This is a genomic window from Thermocatellispora tengchongensis (assembly GCF_014202315.1).
GTDB lineage: Bacteria > Actinomycetota > Actinomycetes > Streptosporangiales > Streptosporangiaceae > Thermocatellispora > Thermocatellispora tengchongensis.
Map to the genome: position 1 here is coordinate 480270 of NZ_JACHGN010000005.1, position 19058 is coordinate 499327.

The 19058-nt window shown below is 74.5% G+C and carries 17 protein-coding genes; 7 read left to right on the plus strand and 10 right to left on the minus strand.

The window, feature by feature from the left end:
• Nucleotides 1–11: 11 nt before the first annotated feature.
• The 7 genes from HNP84_RS14310 to rimP all read right to left on the minus strand — a co-directional run bounded on the left by HNP84_RS14310 (nt 12) and on the right by rimP (nt 7133).
• Complete coding sequence (locus HNP84_RS14310) at nt 12–1112, minus strand: DHH family phosphoesterase (protein WP_185050287.1); 1101 nt, start codon at nt 1110–1112, stop codon at nt 12–14.
• Nucleotides 1112–1600: a 30S ribosome-binding factor RbfA gene (rbfA, locus tag HNP84_RS14315; protein WP_185050149.1), complete on the minus strand. Its 489-nt coding sequence runs from the start codon at nt 1598–1600 to the stop codon at nt 1112–1114. The genes HNP84_RS14310 and rbfA overlap by 1 nt, the downstream gene beginning before the upstream one ends.
• 66 nt (nt 1601–1666) lie before the next feature.
• Entirely contained in the window at nt 1667–1966 is a 300-nt protein-coding gene (locus HNP84_RS14320; protein ID WP_185050150.1) for a DUF503 domain-containing protein, read from the minus strand.
• A gap of 81 nt (nt 1967–2047) precedes the next feature.
• Entirely contained in the window at nt 2048–5155 is a 3108-nt protein-coding gene (gene infB, locus HNP84_RS14325) for a translation initiation factor IF-2 (RefSeq protein ID WP_185050151.1), read from the minus strand.
• A 144-nt stretch (nt 5156–5299) separates the two neighbouring features.
• Nucleotides 5300–5605, minus strand: a complete 306-nt coding sequence (locus tag HNP84_RS14330) for a YlxR family protein (RefSeq protein ID WP_185050152.1) — start codon at nt 5603–5605, stop codon at nt 5300–5302.
• Nucleotides 5589–6581: a transcription termination factor NusA gene (gene nusA, locus HNP84_RS14335; RefSeq protein ID WP_221336232.1), complete on the minus strand. Its 993-nt coding sequence runs from the start codon at nt 6579–6581 to the stop codon at nt 5589–5591. Before nusA ends, HNP84_RS14330 begins: the two co-directional genes overlap by 17 nt.
• 24 nt (nt 6582–6605) lie before the next feature.
• Complete coding sequence (gene rimP / locus HNP84_RS14340) at nt 6606–7133, minus strand: ribosome maturation factor RimP (protein WP_185050154.1); 528 nt, start codon at nt 7131–7133, stop codon at nt 6606–6608.
• A gap of 568 nt (nt 7134–7701) precedes the next feature.
• Between rimP and HNP84_RS14345 the strand changes: the two genes are divergently transcribed.
• The gene (locus tag HNP84_RS14345; RefSeq protein WP_185050155.1) at nt 7702–8241 is read left to right on the plus strand and encodes a hypothetical protein; all 540 of its coding nucleotides are present in this window, start codon (nt 7702–7704) and stop codon (nt 8239–8241) included.
• Entirely contained in the window at nt 8238–8837 is a 600-nt protein-coding gene (locus tag HNP84_RS14350) for a ferritin-like domain-containing protein (protein ID WP_312924766.1), read from the plus strand. Before HNP84_RS14345 ends, HNP84_RS14350 begins: the two co-directional genes overlap by 4 nt.
• A gap of 98 nt (nt 8838–8935) precedes the next feature.
• Here HNP84_RS14350 and HNP84_RS14355 read toward each other — a convergent pair whose 3' ends face one another.
• On the minus strand, nt 8936–10687 hold the full coding sequence (locus tag HNP84_RS14355) for a proline--tRNA ligase (RefSeq protein WP_185050156.1): 1752 nt from the start codon (nt 10685–10687) through the stop codon (nt 8936–8938).
• A 68-nt stretch (nt 10688–10755) separates the two neighbouring features.
• Nucleotides 10756–11547 (minus strand): hypothetical protein, encoded by a 792-nt coding sequence (locus tag HNP84_RS14360; protein ID WP_185050157.1) that lies wholly within the window; start codon nt 11545–11547, stop codon nt 10756–10758.
• Between the two features lie 132 nt (nt 11548–11679).
• On the opposite strand from HNP84_RS14360, the gene HNP84_RS14365 reads away from it, so the two are divergent.
• Nucleotides 11680–12720: an acyl-CoA dehydrogenase family protein gene (locus HNP84_RS14365; protein WP_185050158.1), complete on the plus strand. Its 1041-nt coding sequence runs from the start codon at nt 11680–11682 to the stop codon at nt 12718–12720.
• 63 nt (nt 12721–12783) lie between these two features.
• On the opposite strand, the gene HNP84_RS14370 is transcribed toward HNP84_RS14365, so the two are convergent.
• A complete protein-coding gene (locus HNP84_RS14370; protein WP_312924769.1) occupies nt 12784–13212 on the minus strand; it encodes a hypothetical protein in 429 nt (142 codons plus the stop codon).
• A gap of 683 nt (nt 13213–13895) precedes the next feature.
• On the opposite strand from HNP84_RS14370, the gene HNP84_RS14375 reads away from it, so the two are divergent.
• From HNP84_RS14375 to HNP84_RS14390, 4 genes are all read left to right on the plus strand, one after another.
• Complete coding sequence (locus HNP84_RS14375) at nt 13896–14990, plus strand: LLM class flavin-dependent oxidoreductase (protein WP_185050159.1); 1095 nt, start codon at nt 13896–13898, stop codon at nt 14988–14990.
• The gene (locus HNP84_RS14380) at nt 14987–16057 is read left to right on the plus strand and encodes a class I adenylate-forming enzyme family protein (protein WP_185050160.1); all 1071 of its coding nucleotides are present in this window, start codon (nt 14987–14989) and stop codon (nt 16055–16057) included. The genes HNP84_RS14375 and HNP84_RS14380 overlap by 4 nt, the downstream gene beginning before the upstream one ends.
• 32 nt (nt 16058–16089) lie before the next feature.
• Nucleotides 16090–17757: an AMP-binding protein gene (locus HNP84_RS14385; RefSeq protein ID WP_246518121.1), complete on the plus strand. Its 1668-nt coding sequence runs from the start codon at nt 16090–16092 to the stop codon at nt 17755–17757.
• A 94-nt stretch (nt 17758–17851) separates the two neighbouring features.
• Nucleotides 17852–19042, plus strand: coding sequence for a class I adenylate-forming enzyme family protein (locus tag HNP84_RS14390; protein WP_185050161.1), 1191 nt, complete (start codon nt 17852–17854; stop codon nt 19040–19042).
• Nucleotides 19043–19058 lie beyond the last annotated feature (16 nt).

Sequence of the window (19058 nt, forward strand, 5' to 3'; positions counted from 1 at the left end):
TCCTCGGTTGGTCAGGCGGGCGTGAGCAGCGCCCGGATGTCGGCCATGGTCTCGGCGACCGGGCGGTGGGAGGTGAAGCCGGCGGCGCGGACGTGGCCGCCGCCGCCGAGCGCGGCGCAGACCCGGGCGACGTCCACCGCGCCCTTGGAGCGGGTGGAGACCTGCCAGGCGCCCTCGTCGTCCTCCTTGAGCACGATGGCGACCTCGGCCTCGTCGGTGCGCCTGACGATGTCGATCATGCCCTCGACCTCGTCGTACGGCAGCCCGTACGCGGCGCGGTCCACCCTGGGCACGTACGTCCACACCAGGCCGAGGCCGCCCGCGGCCTCCGGCTCCAGATGGACGCGCTCCAGGGCGGCGCCCAGCACCTTCAGGTAGCCGAACGGGGAACGGTCCCACAGCTCGCGGGCGATCTCGTCGGTACGCAGCCCGGTTGCCACCAGCCGCGCGGCCATGGCGTGGGCCGCCGGGCTGGTCGAGGAGTGCCGGAAGGAACCGGTGTCGGTGACCAGGCCGGCGTACAGGCCGGTGGCGATGTCGCGGTCGAGCGGCACGCCGAGGCGGTCGATCAGCTCCTCCACCAGCATGGCGGTGGCCGCGGCGCCCGGGTCGATCAGCGCCATCGTGCCGAAGCCGCTGTTGGACGGGTGGTGGTCCACCACGATCAGCTCGGCCGCCTTGGCGGCGGAGTCGCCGAGCAGCCCCAGGCGCGCCGAGGTGGACGCGTCGAAGGTGATCATGAGCGCCGGGGCCTCGGGGTATCGGGCCGGCTCCACCAGCAGTTCCTGGCCGGGCAGGAAGCGCAGCAGGCGCGGCACCTCGAAGCGGCGGTCGCCGAAGGAGGCGACGACCCGCTTGCCGAGCGCGCGCATGGCGAGCCCGGCGGCGAGCATCGAGCCGAGCGCGTCGCCGTCGGGCGACACGTGGCAGGCGAGCGCGATCTCGTCGGCGGAGCGGATCAGCTCGACGGCGCGTGCCCAGTCGCTCTCGGGCACCCCGCCGGAGTGGGAAAGGTGCGGCAGGCACGGCGCGTCCGAGCCGCCCGTGCCGTGCCCGGCGCGGTCGTCACGCGGCAGGCGCGTCACGTCGCGCTCCTCGCGCACGTCGCCCATCACGTCGCGGAGTGTCCCGCCCGGTCGGACGACGAGGACGGCCCCGCCTCGGGCTCCTCCTCGTCGGCCTCCCCGCCCGGCCTGCGGTAGGGGTCGGCGTCGCCGGCGTGCTTGGCGCCCTCGGCCCGCCGCGCGATCTCGGCGTCGCGCGCCTTGGCCTCGGCCAGCAGGTCGTCGATGTGCTTGGCGCTGTCGGGGAGCGGGTCGTGGGTGAACGTCAGCGTCGGGGTGTGCCGCAGGCCGGTCTGCCTGCCCACCTCGGAGCGGATGATGCCCTTGGCGCTCTCCAGGGCGGCCGCGCTGTCGGCCCGCTCGGCGTCGGAGCCGAACACGGTGTAGAACACCGTGGCGTCGCGCAGGTCGGCCGTGATCCTGGCGTCGGTCACGGTGACGAAGCCCAGGCGCGGGTCCTTGATCCTGCGCTCCAGCATCTCCGCCACGACCTGCTGGATCCGGTCGGCAAGCTTACGTGCTCGCGCGGCGTCCATATCGTCCCCCTCCTAGCGGATCGGACGACCGGCGCGGGAGGGCGGCTCCCGCGCCGGTCGCCATGGTCAATCCTCGTCCTCGTTGTAGAGCCGCTGCCGGGCGGACAGCACTTCGATCTCCGGCCGGAAGGCGACAAGCCGCTCGCAGGCCTGCAGCACCTCGCCGCAGTTGGCCGCGGTCGCGGAGACGACCGCGATCCCGATCTGCGCACGGCGGTGCAGGTCGAGGTGGCCGGTCTCGGCGACGGCGACCGCCGGATACTTCCGCTGCACCTCGGCGATGATCGGCCGCACCACGGAGCGCTTCTGCTTCAGCGAACGGACGTCGCCGAGCATGATGTCCAAAGTCAGGGCACCGACATACATGGCATGGTACGCCGCGCCGGGCGCTCCCCTCCTCCGCCCGCACGCCCGTCTCGGGGCGCGCGGGCGGAGGGGTCAGGAGCGTCAGGCCCGCGGCTTCTCCCGCATCTCGAACGTCTCGATGACGTCGTCGATCTTGATGTCGTTGTAGCCGATCCCGATACCGCACTCGAAGCCCTCGCGGACCTCGGTGGCGTCGTCCTTGAAGCGGCGCAGGGACGACACGGTGAGGTTGTCGGCGATGACGACACCGTCGCGGATGAGCCGCGCCTTGCTGTTGCGCACGATCGTGCCCGAGCGGACCAGACAGCCGGCGACGTTGCCGATCCTCGGCACCTTGAAGACCTCGCGGACTTCGGCGGTGCCCATCTGGACCTCTTCGAACTCCGGCTTCAGCATGCCCTTCAGGGCCGCCTCGACCTCTTCGATCGCCTGGTAGATGACCGAGTAGTAGCGGATGTCCACGCCCTCGCGCTCGGCGAGGTCGCGGGCCCGCACCTCGGGCCGGACGTTGAAGCCGATGATCACCGCGTTGTCGTCGGCGATCGCCAGGTTGACGTCGTACTCGGTGATGGCACCGACGGCGCGGTGCAGCACCCGGAGGCTGACCTCCTCGCCGACGTCGATCTTGAGCAGCGCGTCCTCAAGGGCCTCCACCGAACCGGAGACGTCACCCTTGATGATGAGCTTGAGCTCGTTGACCTGGCCCTTCTCCATGTCCTTGAAGAGCTCTTCCAGGCTGCGCCTGCGGCCGGACTTGGCCATGTCGGCCGTACGCTGGCGGGCCGCCCGCTGCTGGGCGATCTGCCGCGCCATCCGGTCGTCGGGCACCACGATGAAGTTGTCGCCGGCGCTCGGCACCGCGGTGAGGCCCATGACCAGGACCGGCCGCGACGGGTCGGCCTCGGCCACCGCCTCGCCGTTGTCGTCGAGCATCGCCCGGACGCGGCCGAACGCCTCGCCACAGACGATCGAGTCGCCGACCCGCAGCGTGCCGCGCTGCACCAGCACGGTCGCCACCGGGCCGCGGCCCTTGTCGAGGTGGGCCTCGATCGCGATGCCCTGGGCGTCCATCGACGGGTTGGCCCGCAGGTCCAGCTCGGCGTCGGCGGTGAGCAGGATGGCCTCGAGGAGGTCCTCGATGCCGACCCCGTTCTTGGCCGAGATGTCGACGAACAGCGTGGAGCCGCCGTACTCCTCGGCCACCAGGCCGTACTCGGTGAGCTGGGCGCGCACCTTGTTCGGGTCGGCGCCCTCCTTGTCGATCTTGTTGACCGCGACCACGACCGGCACCCCGGCCGCCTGGGCGTGGTTGAGCGCCTCGATGGTCTGCGGCTTCACGCCGTCGTCGGCCGCCACCACCAGCACGGCGATGTCGGTGGACTGGGCGCCTCGGGCACGCATGGCGGTGAACGCCTCGTGACCCGGGGTGTCGATGAAGGTGATGCGCCGCTCCTCGCCCTCGTGGTCGGTGACCACCTGGTAGGCACCGATGTGCTGGGTGATGCCACCGGCCTCGCGGGCCACGACGTTGGTGTTGCGGATCGCGTCGAGCAGCTTGGTCTTACCGTGGTCGACGTGACCCATGACGGTCACCACCGGCGGACGCGGCGCGAGGTCGGCCTCGTCGCCCTCGTCCTCGCCGAACTCGATGTCGAAGGACTCGAGAAGCTCGCGGTCCTCCTCCTCCGGGCTGACGACCTGGATCACGTAGTCGAGCTCGGCGCCCAGAAGCTGCAGGGTGTCCTCGTTCACCGACTGCGTGGCGGTCACCATCTCGCCGAGGTGCAGCATGATCTGCACCAGCGACGCCGGGTTCGCGCCGATCTTGTCGGCGAAGTCGGACAGCGACGCGCCGCGGGGCAGGCGGATCGTCTGACCGCCGCCGCGCGGGACCTGCACGCCACCGATCGCCGGGGCCTGCATGTTGTCGAACTCCTGGCGCCTCTGCCGCTTCGACTTGCGCCCGCGGGCCGGACGGCCGCCGGGACGGCCGAACGCGCCGGCCGTGCCGCCGCCGCGGCCCCTGCCGCCGCCACCGGGACGGCCGGCGAAGCCGCCGCCGCCACCGGGAGCACCGGTGCCGGTGCGGGTGCCGGCGCCGCCGCCGGGACGACCGGCGAAGCCGCCGCCACCGCCGCCACCGGGACGACCGCCACCGCCGCCGCCCGGACGGCCGCCGCCACCGGGACGGCCACCGCCGCCACCGCCGCCGGCCCGGCCGCCGGGAGCACCGGGGCCGCCGGAGACGGGACGCTGGGGCATCATCATCGGGTTCGGCCGCGGGCCGCCGGGACGCGGACCGCCCGCACCGGGACCCGGACGCGGGCCGGCGGGGCCGGGACCCGGACGGGGACCGGCGGGACCGGGACGCGGACCCGCGGCGCCGGGAGCGCCGCTGCGCCCGCCGGGCGGACGCGGGATCGCGCCGTCGCGGGGACCCTGGCCGCCGTCGCGCCGGGGCTCGCGGGTGCCGGGGCCGCCGTCGCGCGGGCCGCCGTCACGGCCGCCCGGACGCGGCGGACGGGGCTGGCCCATGCCGCTGGCGTTGGACGAGAACGGGTTGTTGCCCGGACGCGGGCCGCGGGGACCCGGACGCGGGCCGGGCCGCGGGCCGCGCTCGCCGCCGGGAGCCGGCGCGGGCGCCGACGGGCCCTGACCGGTGTGGCCGTGGCCGGTGCCCGGACCCTGCTGGCCGGCGGGACGCGGCGGCGCGGGGCGCGGACCCGGACGCGGGCCCGGCTGCGGCGCCGGCCGCGGCGTGGGACGCGGGGCCTCGTCGCGGGCGGGCCGCTGCTGCGGGGCGCCCTGCGGAGGCTGCTGCTGGGGCTGGGGCTGCGGCTGCGGGCCGTGCGGCATGGGCACGGGCGGACGCGGAGCCGCGCCGGAAGGGCCGGGACGCGGACCCGGCCTGGGCCCCGGCTTGGGGATGTTGGTCGGCGCCGGAGCGCCGTTGCCGGCCTGCTGCTGACCGCCGCCAGGCCGGGGGGCCGCCCGATGGGACGACCTGGATCGGTCGGACGAGCCCTTCGACCCGCCCGAGAAAGCTTCGGTGAGCTTGCGGACCACCGGCGCCTCGATGGTCGAGGACGCCGAACGCACGAACTCGCCCATCTCCTGGAGCTTGGCCATCACGACCTTGCTCTCTACGCCGAACTCCTTGGCGAGCTCGTAGACCCGGACCTTCGCCACTGCACTCCCTTACTCGGCCCGGGAGGCTCGCAGTGCCGCCGGACCGTCGTTACCTAGACGTGTTCATCGCCGCATGCTCATCAGGCGCTCATCGCTATCTGACCCGCCCATCAACTCGGCGTCCTACATGACAGTTGGCAACCTTCACCCGGCACCTCCATCTTCGGCACGCTCCTCCAGGTGAGCCCGCACCGGCGTCGTGTCAAGCGGTCCCTGGGCGCGGAATGCGCGCGGGAACGCTCGACGGCGCTCGGCGAGCTCCAGACAGCCGAGGGCGGGATGCAGCGATGCACCCCGGCCCGGCAGCCGTCCTCGCAGGTCGGGGACGATAACGCCCTCGATCGCCACCAGGCGGAGCAGCTCGGACTTGACCGTGCGAACTCGGCAGCCCACGCAGGTTCTCAGCGGGACCGCCTGACCACCATATTCCAGCTTACCTTGTGGACGCATCTACGGGACCGGCGGCATCTCCGAGCATGGTGTCGGGACGGATGTCGATCCGCCACCCCGTGAGCCGCGCCGCGAGACGGGCGTTCTGCCCCTCTTTGCCGATCGCCAGCGAGAGCTGGTAATCGGGCACGGTCACCCTGGCCACGCGGGCCTCGGCGTCCACGACGTCGACATGGGAAACACGCGCCGGCGACAGGGCATTCCCGACGAACTCCGCGGGGTCCTCGGACCAGTCGATGATGTCGATTTTCTCGCCGTGAAGCTCGGTCATGACGTTACGGACTCGTGATCCCATGGGCCCGATGCACGCGCCCTTGGCGTTGACCCCGGAGCGCCGCGACCGCACGGCGATCTTGGTCCGGTGGCCGGCCTCGCGCGCGATGGCGGCGATCTCGACCGTGCCGTCGGCGATCTCGGGGACCTCCAGCGCGAACAGCTTCTTCACCAGGCCCGGGTGGGTGCGCGAGAGCGTGACCGACGGCCCCTTGGGCCCCTTCTTCACCTGCACGACGTAGCACCTGATGCGCTCGCCGTGGGTGTAGTCCTCGCCCGGCACCTGCTCGTTGTGCGGCAGCACCGCCTCGATCTTGCCCAAATCGACCAGCACCACGCGCGGGTCCTTGCCCTGCTGGATGATGCCCGCGACCAGCTCGCCCTCGCGGCTGGCGAACTCGCCGAAGTTGACCTCGTCCTCGGCGTCGCGGAGCTGCTGCAGGATCACCTGCTTGGCGGTGGTCGCCGCGATGCGGCTGAAGTTGCCCGGGGTGTCGTCGTACTCCCTGACCACCTCGCCGTCCTCGCCCACCTCGGCGGCCCAGATCGTGACGTGCCCGGTCGTGCGGTCCAGCTCGGCGCGGGCCTTGGGCGCGGCGCCCTCGGTGCGGAAGTACGCGATGAGCAGGGCGTCCTCGATGGCCTTGACGACCAGGTCGAAGGAGATGTCCTTCTCGCGCTCCAGGCTGCGCAGAACGCTCATGTCGATGTCCACGAGGCTCCCCCCTTAGCCCTCGTCGCCGTCTTCGGCGTCTTCGCCGGCGTCGGCGTCGCCGCCGAGGTCGCCGCCGTCGTCGATGCGGCGGAACTCGACCTGCACCCGGCCGCGGGTGAGGTCCTGATGGTCGAAGCGGCGCGGCCCGCCGGGGACGTCGAGCTCCACGCCGGTCTCGTCGGCCGAGAGCACCCGGCCCTCGACGGTGGTGCCGTCGGCGAGGTCGGCCTTGACGAGGCGCCCGGCCGCGCGGCGCCAGTGGCGCGGCTCGGTCAGCGGCCGGTCCACGCCGGGCGAGGTGACCTCCAGCATGTACGGCGCCTGCCCCATCGCGTCCTCGGCGTCGAGCGCCTTGGAGACCGCCTGGCTCACGTCGGCGATGTCGTCGAGGCTCACCCCGCCGTCGCGGTCCACGATGACGCGCAGCACCCGTCTCTTGCCCGCCGGGGTGACCGTGACGTCCTCCAGATCGAGTCCCTCCGCGGCGATCACCGGTTCGAGGAGCTTCACCAGGCGGTCACGGGACGCATCCCTTCCCATGCCGACCTCCTATTTGTCACGATCTCAACCGGGCGCACCTCGCCCATGCGGTTAACCAGCCTATCCACACCCAGGCACGGAAAGAGCGCCTTGCGCGCGGCGAGCCCGGCACGGCCGCCACACGTGCCCAACACCGTACGCGCGAGGCGTCCGACACGAGCGCCGGGCGCGGCGGATCGGGGCGGCGCGGGCCGTACGATGCTATGACCGCCGAAGGCCGCGCCGGACCACTTTCCCGGCGCCGCCGGGACGCGCGCCATCGCCCCGCCGTCGCCGCGAAGGGAGGCCCCGCACCGTGCGCCAGCCCCACAGCCGCCGCACACCGCGCCCCGGCCCCACCCCTCCCACCCCGGCACCCGGCGCCAGGCCCACCCCCGGCACGCCCGGCCCTCACTCGGCACACCCCGGCCCTCACTCCGCACACCCCGGCCCTCACTCGGCACCCCCTGGCCTCGCCGGCCCCGGTCTGGCACCGCCCCACCCGAACCCGGCGGAGCGCGCCCCCGCGCGTCCGGACCCGGACCCGGCCTGGGGCGGCCGGACGCGGGCCGGGCTGAGCCGGCGCGCCGTGCTGGCCCGGGGCGGGGCGCTCGGCGCCGTGGGGGCCTTCGCGACGGTTGCGCTCGCCGGGTGCGGCGGCCCGGACGATGCCGACGACGCCCCGGCCGAGCCCCGGCGTCCCGACCCCGAGACCGAGCTGCTGCGCTCGCTGGTGGCCGGCAAGGCCGAGACCGTCGCCCTGTACTCCGCCGCCATCGCGGCCGGCGAGACGCCCGGCGAGGAGCTGCGCCCGTACCTGGAGCGGCACCAGGCCCACCTGACCGAGCTCAAGCGCCGCCTGCCCCCGGGAGTCGCGGCGCCCACCGGTGCGGCCACCCCCACCACGGCCACTCCCGCGCCCTCGGCGTCACCTCACCCGTCGGGGTCGCCCTCGGCCACGCCCTCCGGGCAGGCCGTGTCGCTGAGCCGGCTGCGGCAGGTGGAGCGCGAGTCCGCCGCGGCGCGGGCCGAGCAGCTTCAGTCGGCCTCACCGGCGCTGGCCCAGCTCCTGGCGTCCATCGGGGCGTGCGAGGCCGCCCACGCCGTGGCCCTGGCGAGGCTGTCGTGACCGGCTCCTACCCCGGCGCACAGGCCGCCGCGTACGGCCCTGTGGCCGCGCGTGCGGGCACGCCGTCGGGCCCCGCGGCAAAGGACACCGAGGGCCCCGTCAAGACGCTGGACGGGCTCATGAAGGCGCTGGCGGCCGAGCACGCGGCGGTGTTCGCCTACGCCCTCATCGCCGCCCGCGCCACCGGGGCGCGCAAGGCCGCGGCCACCGCCGCGTACAACGCGCACCGGGGCAGGCGCGACCAGCTCCGCGGCCTGATCAGAGCCCGCGGCGGCACCCCGGCCGAGCCCGAGGCGTCGTACGCCCTGCCGTTCACCCCGCGCGACTCCACCGAGGGGGCCCGCCTGGCGGCGCTCGTCGAGGACGGCGTGACGGCCGTCTACCTGGAGCTCGCCGCCTGCGACGACCCGGCGACCAGGCGCACCGCCGCACTGGCCATGCAGGAGGCCGCCGCCCGCGCGTACGGCTTCCGCCCCACCATCGCCGCCTTGCCCGGCTTCCCGGGGCCCGACCCCGAGGCCACCGCCACGACGCCCGGCCCGACGGCCACGCTGAGCACGCCGAGTACGCCGAGCACGACGGCCACCCCGAGCTGACCCCGGGCGGCGCCTGGCGGCCACCGCTCAAGGTGCGGCCCCTCCCCGGGCCGGCTCGACGCCGGCCGGGGACGGAAGCGCCGGACGACGCGGGAGGATCAGGCGGCCGTTACCCCGCAGGCGGCGGCCACCAGCGCGGGGGCCTCGGCCAGCGGGATCTCCTCCTTGGTGCCGGCGGCGCGGTCGCGCAGCTCGGCGACGCCCTGGGCCAGGCCGCGGCCGATCACCACGACGGTGGGCATGCCCAGCAGCTCGGAGTCCTTGAACTTGACGCCCGGCGAGACGCCCGGACGGTCGTCCACCAGCACGCGCAGACCCATGGCCTCCAGCTTGGCGGCCAGGTCGAGGGCGACCTCGATCTGGTTGTCCTTGCCGGTGCCGACGATGTGGACGTCGGCGGGGGCGACCTCGCGCGGCCAGACCAGGCCCAGCTCGTCGTGGCGCTGCTCGGCGATCACGGCGACGGCGCGGGAGACGCCGATGCCGTAGGAGCCCATGGTGACCCGGATCGGCTTGCCGTCGGGGCCGAGGGCGTCGAGCTCGGCGGCGTCGGCGTACTTGCGGCCGAGCTGGAAGATGTGCCCGATCTCGATGCCGCGGTCGATCGACAGCGCCGAGCCGCAGCGCGGGCAGGAGTCGCCGGCGCGGACCTCGGCGGCCTCGATGGTGCCGTCGGGGACGAAGTCGCGCCCGGCCACGACGTTGGCGGCGTGCTTGCCCGGCTCGTTGGCGCCGGTCACCCACGAGGTGCCGGTGACGACACGCGGATCGACGAGGTAGGTGATGCCGAGGTCCTTGAGCACCTGCGGGCCGATGTAGCCGCGCACCAGGCCCGGGTGGCGCTCGAAGTCGGCGGCCTCGAAGATCTCCGGTACGCCCGGGGCGAGCGCGGCCTCAAGCCGCTTGAAGTCGACCTCGCGGTCGCCGGGCACCCCGATGACCAGCACCTCGGTCTTGTCGGAGCCCGGAGTGCGCACCTTGACCACGATGTTCTTCAGCGTGTCGGCGGCGGTGACGCCGAGCCCGAAGTGCTCGTTGACGTGCGCGACCAGGGTCTCGATGGTCGGGGTGTCGGGGGTGTCGAGCACCTGGAGCGGCGGGTGCTCGGCGGTGACGGCCGGGGGCGCCGGGGTGGTCACGGCCTCGGCGTTGGCGGCGTAGCCGCAGGTGTGGCAGGCGACGAAGGTGTCCTCGCCGGTCGGGGTCGGGGCCAGGAACTCCTCCGACGCCGAGCCGCCCATGGCGCCGGACATGGCGAAGCAGATCTTGTAGTCGATGCCGAGCCGGTCGAAGATCCGGATGTACGCCTCGCGGTGCTGCTCGTAGGAGCGCTTGAGCCCGTCGTCGTCCAGGTCGAAGGAGTAGGAGTCCTTCATCACGAACTCGCGCCCGCGCAGGATGCCCGCCCGCGGCCGGGCCTCGTCGCGGTACTTGGTCTGGATCTGGTAGAGCGTGACCGGGAAGTCCTTGTAGGAGGACAGCTCGCCCTTCACCATGCCGGTGAACATCTCCTCGTGCGTCGGGCCGAGGAGGTAGTCGGCGCCCTTGCGGTCCTGGAGCCGGAACAGCGTGTCGCCGTACTCGGTCCAGCGGCCGGTGGCCTCGTAGTACTCGCGCGGCAGCAGGGCCGGGAACAGGACCTCCTGCGCGCCCATGCGGTCCATCTCCTCGCGGACCACGCGGGTCACGTTCTCCAGGACCATCTTGCCGAGCGGGAGCCAGGAGTAGATCCCGGGCGCGACCCTGCGCACGTAGCCCGCGCGGACGAGGAGCTTGTGGCTGGGGACCTCCGCGTCTGCCGGGTCGTCCCGCAGGGTGCGAAGAAACAACGACGACATGCGCAGCAGCACGGCCAACTCCCTGCTTGGAACCGATCGGAACAGCCCGTCAAGGGCTTGAAAGACTTACAGGCTATCGGCTACGGCGCGGGGACGAGCAGAATAAGGGCCATCGGCACGGCGAGGGCGGCCAGCAGGGCGCGCAGCCGGGCGCCGACCGTACGGCGCAGGAACAACACCAGCCCCACGGCCAGCGCCGACACCACCGCCAGCGGCCAGGGCGCGAACCCGGGCAGATACTCCTCGAAGCCCGGCAGCGCCTTCTCGGCCGCGTCGGCGATCATCGCCCCGCCCAGCAGCCCGGCGGCGGCGTCGCCGAGATAGCCGTCGCGGCGCGCGCCGTACGCGAGCAGGCCGTAGGCCAGGCTGAGCACGACGACGAAGTTGAGCTGGAAGCCGCCGGAGATCCAGCCGTCGTGCTTGAACCCCTCAATCAGGGCCGCGCACGCCAGGCCCGACACCAGCGGCGACACCGCGGCGAGCAGGCTGGACAGCATCGCCCAGCCCACCCCGTACGCGGTGGCGCCGACGGACGCCCCGAGCAGGAGGTAGGCGTACGGATCGACCACCATGTGCAGGGGTTCCGGCCCGGAGTACCGGATCAGCGTGCCGAGCAGCCCGAACAGCAGCCCGAGCCAGAACGCGGCGAGGATGTGCCGCTGTATCCGGCTCTCCCGCCGGTCGAGGTCGAAGTACTCGGCGTCGAAGTGGTCCACCAGGTCGGGCCCGCCCGCGTCCCCACCCTGCTGCGCGCCTGGCAGCCCGCCCGCGTGTCCGCTCGCTAGCCCACCTGCTCGCCCCTCTGTTCGCCGGCCTGCGGCACCGCCGTCGGCCCCGTCCCACGACAGGGCCCTGCTGGTCTGGTTCCTCATCCCGTACTCCTTTGGGCATCCCCCGAAATGCCCAGCTCAAGTGTATTTAAGCACTCCAAATCGCTGATTCCGGTCAAGGCAATATCTCTCACGCACAAGCAAGCGTTCGGCCGGTTCGCGTACGCTGCCCGCATGACGCACGAACACGCCGCCGGGCCGCGGGTCGAGCCGGACGATCGGGACGAGTCACGGGACCAGCTGCGGGACGAGCTGCGGGACGAGTTGCGGGCGGCCGTGCGCGGGTTCCTGGCGGCCCGGCCGGGGGCGCCGTGGAGCCGGGCGGCGGCCGAACTGGGCATCGCGGGGCTGATGATCCCCGAGGAGCACGGCGGTGCGGGGTGCGGGCTGCCGGAGGCCGCGGTGGTGTGCGAGGAGCTGGGGGCGGCGCTGTCGCCGCTGCCCTACCTGCAGACGGCGGTGCTGGCGGCCGAGGCGGTCATGACGGGCGGGGACGAGGACGCGCGGCGCCGCCTGCTGCCGCGGATCGCCGAGGGGGCGGCCACCGCGACCGTCATCCTGCCCGGCGAGGCGGATCTGACCTTCGAGGACGGCACGCTGAGCGGCGTCGCGCCGTACACGCTGGAAGGCGAGATCGTGCTCGCGTACGCGGGGGGCGTACTCGTCGAGGCCGAGCCCACCCGGCGCACTCCCCTGGTCCCGCTGGACCAGACCCGGCCGCTGTGCGCGCTGGCCTTCGACCGCGCCCCGGCCCGCGTGGCCGGCGACGGCGGACGCGCCGCCTGGGAGCGGGTACGCGACGCGGGCCTCGCCGCGCTCGCGGCGGAGCAGGTGGGCGGGGCGGCGGCGTGCCTGGCCGCCTCGGTCGCGCACGCCAAGCGGCGGCACCAGTTCGGCCGCCCGATCGGCTCGTTCCAGGCCATCCAGCACAAACTGGCCGACGTGCTGCTGCTCGTGGAGTCGGCGCGCTCGGCGGCGTACGCGGCGGCCCGCGCGACCCCCGAGGACCTGCCCGTGGCCGCGGCGATAGCCGGCTCGTACTGCGCCGAGGCGTACGCGACGGCGGCGGGCGAGAACATCCAGGTGCACGGCGGCATCGGCATCACGTGGGAGCACGACGCGCACCGCCACCTGAAACGCGCCACCACCGCCGCCCGCCTCTTCGGCCCGCCCCAGGCCCACCGCGCCCGCCTGGCCCCCACAGCCGGCCTCTGATCACCCGGCCCCTGATCAACCCGGCCTCTGATCACCCGGCCCGTGATCACCCCCGGCGTGTGATCAACCCCCGAGCAGTTCCTCCCACGGGCGGCGCGCGCTCGTGCGCCGCGTGGTGTCAAGGGCCTCCGACAGCCGCCACAGCCCTCGCCGGGCCAGCACCCGCTCGCGTCCCAGCGGATCGACCGCGCGCAGCGTGAAGCGCACGCCCACGACCTCGATCTCCGCAAGCCCGTGCCCGCTCCGGTCCTCACCGGCCGCCTCGGCCCCGTGCACCCCCCGCGCCCGCCGCGTACGACCCCCGTCCGCGGCGAGCACCACCTCGGCCAGCTCCGACGCGTACGGCCCGTCACGCCACTCGATGTGCCACCCACCCTCGGGCCCGCCCGGCCACCAGGTCAGGTCGCGGCACGACTCCATGACCTCCGCGTCGGCCGCGAGCGCCGCCATCACGCGCCCCAGCGCCTCATACCTACGCGCGTCCGCCGCCACACCCTCAGTATCCGCCACACCCCGCCCCGGCACCCGGGGATCGGGCACAACCACCCCATCAGGTGCTCCCGCTTCCTCCACTGCGCCCTCCGCCGGAACAGGCACGGACGGCGCGGGACCCGCCGGGACAGGCGCGGAGGGCAAGGACGCCCCGGACTCCGCAGTCGCGGGCGCAAGCGGTACGGCCTCGGTAGAGGCAGGGGCCGGTGGCATGGACTCCCGCGGGCGCGCCCCAGCCGGCGAGGGCTCCGCCGGGCCATCCGCCCGCGGCCCGCACCCCGCCACAGCGGGCACCGACTGCACAGGCTCCGGCAACGCCGGCGCCGCAGCCACGGGCGCCGACGACGCAGCATCCGCCACAGCGGGCACGGAGGGCACCCCCTCCGGCAACGCCGGCGCCGCAGCCGTGGGTGCCGAGGGCGCAGCGTCCGTCACAGCGGGCACGGGGGGCGGAGGGGTGGGCTTTGGGGGGCGGGGGATGTCCTTTGCGCGGCGCGCGTTCACTCTTCTTCGCTTTTCCGCCCCTGAGCCCACGAGACCCCACTTTGATCGGGAAGGGGCCCTTCCCGCAAGTCCCCGGTCATCGGGGCTTGTTGCTGCCACTTCACCCGGCTGGTAATCTCGCCAAGCGAGCGCTTGGTTAAGTGAGCTGCCGGTGACGTGGCGGTGTGACGGAGGCATGCATGGCGTCCCTACGGATCAGCCTGGGATATGAGCTGGAGGTGCGCGGCCGGACCCGGGAGGTCGAGCAGCGCGCCTTCCGGAACGTGATCGACCAGGTGGTCCTGGGAGACCGGCTCGGCGTGGACACCGCGTGGTTCGTGGAGCACCACTTCACCCGGGGGTTCTCCCACTCCTCCGCGCCCGATCTGGTGCTGGCCGCGATCTCGCAGCGCACCCGGCGCATCCACCTCGGGCTGGGCGTGGTGCTGCTGCCGTTCCAGTCGCCGATCCGCACCGCCGAGCGGGTGGCGACGCTGGACGTGCTGTCCGGGGGGCGGGTGGAGTTCGGGACCGGGCGCGGTGCCTCGCCGCTGGAGTACCAGGCGTTCCAGCGGCCCTTCGAGCAGTCGCGGAAGATCTGGGAGGACAGCCTCGAAGCGGTGCTGGCCATCTGGAACGCCGACGGTGAGCCGGTCAGCCGGTCCAGCGAGTGGTTCGAGATCCCCGACATCGCCGTCTACCCCCGGCCCGCGCAGGTGCCGCATCCGCCCGTCTGGGTGGCCTCGACCTCGATCGAGGGCTATCGGGCCGCCGCCCGGCACGGCTACAACCTGCTCGGCATGACCATGCTGAAGGGCCTGGACGACGTGGCCGAGGACATCGCGGAGTACAAGCGGTGCCTGGCCGAGCACGGCTTCGACCCGGAGTCGCGCAGGATCGGGCTGATGATCCCCTGGCACGTCGCGCCGAGCCGCGACGAGGCGTACGCCGTCGCCGCCGACCCCGTGCTGTGGTACATCCGCCGCCAGGTCAACCTGGTCACCCCGCCCGACTACTACGACGCCAGGCACGCCACCCACCGCGTGCTCGGCCAGCTCGCGGCCGGGCTGCCGCCGGAGGAGGCGATGGCGACGCTGCGCGAGCACCACATGGTGGTGATCGACGACGTGGAGGGCTCGCGCAAGGCCGTGGCCCGGGTGGCGGAGGCGGGCGCGACCGACCTGATCCTCCAGGCGCAGGTGGGCGGGCTGGCGCACGAGCGGGTGTGCGCGTCCGTCGAGCTGTTCATGCGCGAGGTCGCCGGGTCCGGGGCGGTGGGGGAGGGCGCGGCGTGAGCGCCCGGTGGCCGACCAGGGACGGGCTGGCGGCCTCCGCCCGTACGGCGCGGGGCCTGCTCGCCGTGCCGCCCGACGCCGCCTGCGCGTACCCGCTGCACGACGGGGACGAGAAGGCGACGGCCGCCGCGCTCACCGCCGCCGGGGTCGGCGGCGGGGACCGGGTTGCCGTGGCGCTGGCCGAGCCCGCCGGGGCGCTGTGGGCCTCGGCCGCCTCCCGGGTGGCCGCCGCCGCGGCCTCGCTCGGGCCGCGCGGGCGGATGCGGCTGCAGCACGCGCTGCGCGAGCTCGGCGCGACCACGCTGGTGATCACGCCCACCGGGGCGATGGACCTGCTGGCCCGGCTGCACCTGGAGTTCCTGCTCGACCCGCTGGACCTCGGCCTGCGGCACATCGTGGTGACCGGCGAGATCGCCTCCCGGCACACGCTGCGCCACCTCGCGGCCGAGTTCGACGCGCGCGTGACCGAGGTGTACGCCGACCCGTTCGGCGGCGGCGCGCTCGCCTGGCGTACCGACCAGTCCGCGCCCCTGACCCCGATCGAGGCGGACACGCTCGGGCTGGCCGCGCTCGCCGCGGACGAGCCGCTGCCCGGCCCGCCGTACCCCGCCGGCGTGCTCGGCGAGCTGGTGGTGGCGGCGCGCGGGCGGCACGGGCTCGGCGACGCGGTGCTGCGCACCGGCCAGGTGGGCCGGCCCGGCGAGGGCGGCGGCCTGCCCGCCCCGGAGCACACCGTGGGCGAGCACCTGCTGGTACGCGGCGTATGGCTCTCGCTGCCGCGCATCGAGCGGGCCCTGGCCAGGATCGACGGGATCGCCACCTGGGAGCTGTCGGTGGACCGCCGCGGCACGCTCGACGCGGCGGCGCTGACCGTGACCTTCGGCCGGCCCGGCCTGGTCGGCAACCCGATGTGGCGCGCCCGCGTACGGGAGGCGGTCAAGGCGCTGACGCCGGTGTCGATCGAGGTGGCCGTGGCCGAGGAGGTCATGGCGGAGTCGCGGCCCGGCACGGTGACCGACCTGCGCGGCCACCACCTGGGGCGCGACCGGACCGCGATAGCGCCCTGACCCCGCCGCCGTTCGCGAGGAGGGCGACCGAGATGGCAGGACAGACGCCGGACCGGGGGACGCCGGGCTGGGAGAGATCGGGCTGGGAGACGCCGGGCTGGGGGACGCTGCCCCGGATGTTGCGGGACCGGGCGGCGGCGAGCCCCGGCGTGGTCGCCGTGGCCGGGCCCGCCGGGAGCGGCGACCGGCTCACGACCGCCGAGCTGCGGGCGCGGGCGGCGCGGTTCGCCCGGGGGCTGATCGCGCTCGGCGTGCGGCCGGGCGACCGGGTGGCCGTGTGGGGGGTCAACGACGCGTCCTGGGTCGTGGCCGCGTACGGGGTGTGGGACGCGGGGGCGGTGATCGTGCCCCTCTCGGCCCGCTACAAGGGCTTCGAGGCGGCGGAGCTGCTGGCGAGCACGGGGGCGCGGGTGCTGGTCACCGGCGAGGGGCCGGGCGGCGCGGTGCTCGCCGACCTGCTCGACGGCCCGCCCGGCGCGGGCGAGGCAGGCGGCGTGGGCGGCCGGGAGACCGGGCCCGTCGTCGTGGTGCCGGACGCGGTCTCCCGGCCGGGGACGCTGCGCCGTTCGGAACTGCTGGCGCGGGGCGCCGCCGTGCCGGAGCGGGAGGCCGAGGAGCGCGCGCTCGCCGTACGCCCGGAGGACCTGTGCGAGATCATGTCCACCTCCGGCACGACCGGCACCCCGAAGGGCGTGATGCTGGACCACGCGCAGATCGTCCGGGGCTACTGGGACTGGTCCGAGATCGTCACGCTGCGCGAGGGCGACCGCTACCCGGTCATCGCGCCCTTCGCGCACGGCTTCGGGCTCAACGCGGGGCTGATCGCCTCGGTGATGCGCGGGGCGACCATGATGCCGATCCCGTCCTTCAGCCCCGAGGGGCTGCAGCGGCTGGTCGCCGAGGAGCGGATCACGATCCTGGCCGGTCCGCCGGCGCTGTTCCACCGGCTGCTGGACGACGTGGACACCCGTGGCCACGCGCTGCGGGTGGCGATCTGCGGCGCGGCGGCGGTGCCCGCCGAGCTGATCCACCGCCTGCTCGACGAGGTCGGCCTGGAGCGGATGATCAACGCGTACGGGCTGATGGAGGGCACGGTGGTGTCCATGACCCGGGCCGATGACCCGGTGGAGGTGATCGCGGCGACCGCCGGGCGGCCGGTGCCGGGCATCGAGGTCAAGATCGTGGATGCGGCCGGGCGCGAGGTGCCGCCGGGCACCCGCGGCGAGATCCTGCAGCGCGGGTACGGCGTGATGCGCGGCTACTGGGGCGAGCCCGGCAAGACCGCCGAGGTGATCCGGGACGGCTGGCTGCACACCGGTGACATCGGCGTGCTGGACGAGCGGGGCAACCTCGCGATCGTGGACCGCAAGAAGGAGCTGTTCATCGTCAACGGGTTCAACGTCTCCCCCGCCGAGGTCGAGGGCCTGCTGCTGCGCGAGGGCTCGCTGGCCCAGGCCGCGGTGGTCGGCGTGCCCGACCCGCGCTCCGGCGAGGCCGGGTGGGCGTACGTGGTGCCCCGGCCCGGCCGCAGCCCCGAGCCGGAGGAGCTGATCGCCTGGGCTCGGGAGAACATGTCGGCGCACAAGGTGCCGCGCCGGATCGTCGTCGTGCCCGAGCTGCCGGTCAACGCCAACGGGAAGCCGGACAAGCAGGCCCTGCGCGAGCGCGCGCGAGCCGCCGTGGCCCCGGCGCCCGACTGAATCGGGACGCCACCATCCGGCGTGACAAGAGGTACCGTCGGAAGGGAGACGCCGGTCTCGGCGGCCCCACACCGGAGGCCCGATCATGCTGCGCATGCTCGCCGCGGAGGCCGCGCGCAGGTTCGGGGCGCGTGCGGCGTTCGACACGGAGGGCTTCGCGCTGTCCTTCGCCGACCTCGACCGGCTCTCCGACCGGGTGGCCGCGGGCATGGCCCACCGCGGGGTGCGGCTGGGCGACGTGGTGGCGCTGGTGCTGCCCGGCGGCGCCGAGTACCCGATCTGCTTCCTGGCCGCGGCGAAGATCGGCGCGGTGACGGCCGGCCTCGCGCCGGGCCACCCCGCCACCGCGGCCCTGCTGCGCCGCCTCGATCCGGCGCTGGTGATCGCCGCCCCGGGCGTGCCCGGCGTGCCCGCCACGGCCGTGGTCCTGCCCTGCGCCGAGCGGCGGCGCGACCGCACGTACGCCGCGGCCCGGCTGGGCGGGCTGGCCAGGCCGGAGGCGCCGCCGCCACCCCTGCCTCCCGACCCGCTGCGGCCCGTGGCCGTGGTGTTCACCCGGGGCCGGAGCGGCCCGCCGCGCGGCGCGGTGTTCGGCAACGCGCAACTGTCGGCCATACGGGCCCAGGGCGCGGGCGTGCGCTGGGGCACCGGCGAGGCCCGCCTGTTCGGCCACCACCCCGGGCACGTCGCCTTCACCACGCGGATTCCGGTGTTCCTGCAGACCGGGCGGACCGTGCACGTGCTGCCGCGCTGGGACCCCGAGGCGGCGCTGCGGGTGCTGGCCGGGGGCGGCGTCGGCGTGCTTCAGGGCACCCCGGCCCAGTTGTCCGGCATGCTGGTCGCGCTGGGCGGCGGCCGGGCGCCGTCCGTGCGCCTGGTGCTGTCCGGCGGGGCCCCCGCCGCGCCCGAGCTGATCGGCGAGGTGCGGGCCCGGTTCGGGGCGCGGGTGTGCAACAGGTACGTGTGCACCGAGGCGGGTCTCGGGATCGGCACCCGGCCGGACGACCCGCCCGAGGACGCCGAGGTGAGCGTGGGGCGTCCGGGGGCGGGTGTGGACCTGTCGATCCGCGACCCGGCGGGCGCGCCGGTGCGCCGGGGGGAGATGGGAGAGGTGCTGCTGCGCTCGAAGGCGGTGATGTCGGGCTACTTCCGCGACCCGGCGGCGTCGCTGGGGGCCTTCGCCCGCGACGGGTTCGTCCGTACCGGCGATCTCGGCGCGCTCGACGGCTCAGGGCGGCTCCGCCTGGTGGCGGCGAGAACCGGTGATGCAGAATCACAGGCGTGAACCGCCTGTGAAACCG